Raw genomic sequence first — 2,713 nt, 5'->3', positions numbered from 1 at the left:
TGTTGATCGTGCACCACAGCGCGGCCGACGGTGAGTCGATGGGACCGCTGGCCGCAGACCTGTCGGCGGCCTACCGGGCCCGTGCGGAGGGCGGGGCGAGCGCCTAGGTGTACTAACGCGCTCAGTGCTGGAAGAAGTACGCACTGTTAACCCGCACGTCATGTGTCCGGGAACGCTCCCAGTTTTCCCAACTGTGACCTAGGCCGGAAACGACGAGGTCATCCCATTCGTCGGCCCCGGAAATGCCTGATACCCACTGGAGTGTGTCTTGACACACGTTCGAAGCCAGGGCGACACTCTGCCGCACCTGGGAGCGCTCCCAGAATCCGCCCGCCGAGACCAGAGGAGTTCTCCCGTGCGACACCGTTGGATCAGCGTGCTGATCTGTGCCGCCGTGTCCGCCGCCGCCACCACAGCGTGCGGGTCGGGTGGCGGCAGTCAGTCCTCGGACGGCAAGACCGAGCTCACGATCGCCACCTTCAACGAGTTCGGCTACGAGGACCTGTTGAAGGAGTACGAGGCCGCGCACCCGGACGTGAAGATCACGCAGCGCAAGACCGGGCAGGGCGGGCCGCACCACGAGAACCTGTTCACCAAGCTCGGCGCCGGCTCCGGCCTCGCGGACATCGAGGCCGTCGAGGAGGGCTACCTCAGCCAGGTCATGTCGAAGGCCGGTCAGTTCAACGACCTCAAGGAGCTCGGGCCGAAGATCGAGGACGGCCGCTGGCTGCAGTGGAAGACCGACGCCGCCACCACCAAGGACGGCAAGCTGATCGGGTACGGCACGGACATCGGCCCGCTGGCCATGTGCTACCGCAAGGACCTGTTCGACAAGGCCGGTCTGCCCTCGGACCCCGAGGCCGTGAAGGCGCTGTTCGCGACGTGGGACAGCTACTTCGCCGCCGGTGACCAGTTCATCGCCAAGAGCGGTGGCGTGGCCTGGTTCGACAGCTCCGCGCAGGTCTTCAACGCCATGCACAACCAGCACAAGGTCGGTTACTTCGACCAGGACGACAAGCTCGTCGTCGGGTCCAACCCCGACATCAAGGCCGACTGGGACGCGGTGACCAAGGCCGCTCTCAAGGGCCAGTCGGCCAAGCTCACGGCGTTCAGCCCGGAGTGGAACACCGCGTTCAAGACCGGCTCGTTCGCCACGAAGACCTGCCCGTCGTGGATGCTCGGCGTGATCGAGACGCAGGCGGGTCCGGAGAACAAGGGCAAGTGGGCGGTCACCGACGCGTTCCCCAACGGCGGCGGCAACTGGGGTGGTTCGTACCTGACCGTGCCGAAGCAGAGCAAGAACGCCAAGAAGGCCGCCGAGCTCGCCGCCTGGCTGACCGCACCGGACCAGCAGATCAAGGCGTTCCAGGCCAAGGGCACCTTCCCCAGCCAGGTCAAGGCGCTCGAAGCCCCCGCGCTGCTGGAGAAGACGAACGCCTACTTCGGTGACATCAAGGCGGGCGCGCTGTTCGCCACGCAGGCGAAGAAGATCACGGCCGCCCAGCACAAGGGACCGAAGGACGGACAGCTGCAGGACAACGTCTTCTCCCCGGCGCTGCAGTCCGTCGAGCAGGGCAAGAGCGCCGACGAGGCGTGGAAGACGGCCGTCGAGGGTGCCCAGAAGGCAGCCAAGTGACCGCCGTTCTCTCCAAGGTCGACCGCGGGCGAGCGGAGGAGGCTCGCCCGCGGTCGCCGCGGCGCTACCGGTTGTCCAAACTGGACTCCAAGGTGTCGCCGTACCTGTTCGTCGCGCCGTTCTTCGTGCTGTTCGGCGCGATCGGGTTGTTCCCGTTGCTGTACACGGCCTACGTCTCGCTCTTCGACTGGGAGCTCGGTGACGACAACCCGGCCTTCGTCGGCCTGAAGAACTACGGGACCCTGTTCTCCGACGGGCAGTTCTGGAACGCGCTGATCAACACCGTCAGCATCTTCGTGCTCTCCAGCGGTCCGCAGATCGTGCTGGCGGTGCTGCTCGCGGCCCTGCTCAACGCGAACCTCCGCGCCAGGACGGCGTGGCGGATGGGCGTGCTGCTGCCCTACGTCGCGTCGCTGGTGGCGCTGGCGGTCATCTTCGGCAACCTGTTCGGGACGCAGTACGGACTGGTGAACGCCGTGCTCACCACGTTCGGCCTGAGCCCGATCGACTGGCAGGCCGACACCTTCGGCAGCCACGTCGCCATCGCGTCGATGGTGAACTGGCGCTGGACCGGCTACAACGCGCTGATCGTGCTCGCCGCGATGCAGGCCATCCCGCGTGAGGTCGACGAGGCAGCACGGGTCGACGGCGCGGGACCGGTGCGCCGGTTCGTCAGCATCACGCTGCCGATGCTCAAGCCCACGCTGATCTTCGTGATCGTCACGTCGACCATCGGCGGTCTGCAGATCTTCACCGAGCCGAAGATGTTCGAACCGGCCGGCGGCAGCGGCGGCGGCTCGCAGCACCAGTACCAGACCGTCGTGCTCTACCTGTACCAGACGGCGTTCCAGGGCCTGGACCTCGGCTACGCGTCCGCCATCGCGTGGGTGCTGTTCCTGGTCGTGATCTCCGTCGCGGGACTCAACTTCTGGCTCACGAGGAGGGCCGTGCGATGATCACCCGCAGGCCCTCTTTCCTGGTGTACGGCTTCCTCGCGGCGTTCGTGCTCGGGTCGGCCTTCCCGTTCTACTGGTCGTTCCTGGTCGCGAGCCGTGACGGCGCCGCGGTCAACGGCGA

General features: G+C 66.6%; 2 protein-coding genes and 1 pseudogene. All 3 read left to right on the top strand.

Going from position 1 to position 2,713, the window contains the following annotated elements:
- The first annotated feature begins 382 nt into the window (after positions 1-382).
- On the top strand, positions 383-1,636 hold the full coding sequence (locus tag ABZV40_RS46315) for an extracellular solute-binding protein (RefSeq protein WP_355456502.1): 1,254 nt from the start codon (positions 383-385) through the stop codon (positions 1,634-1,636).
- Positions 1,633-2,592: a sugar ABC transporter permease gene (locus ABZV40_RS46310; RefSeq protein ID WP_355456501.1), complete on the top strand. Its 960-nt coding sequence runs from the start codon at positions 1,633-1,635 to the stop codon at positions 2,590-2,592. Before ABZV40_RS46315 ends, ABZV40_RS46310 begins: the two co-directional genes overlap by 4 nt.
- A pseudogene (locus ABZV40_RS46305) lies at positions 2,589-2,713 on the top strand (carbohydrate ABC transporter permease); the annotation flags it as partial. The gene ABZV40_RS46310 and the pseudogene ABZV40_RS46305, both read left to right, overlap by 4 nt.

The sequence above is a fragment of the Lentzea sp. NPDC004782 genome (assembly GCF_040609115.1).
Lineage (GTDB): Bacteria > Actinomycetota > Actinomycetes > Mycobacteriales > Pseudonocardiaceae > Lentzea.
This window is presented reverse-complemented; position numbering and strand designations above follow the sequence as displayed.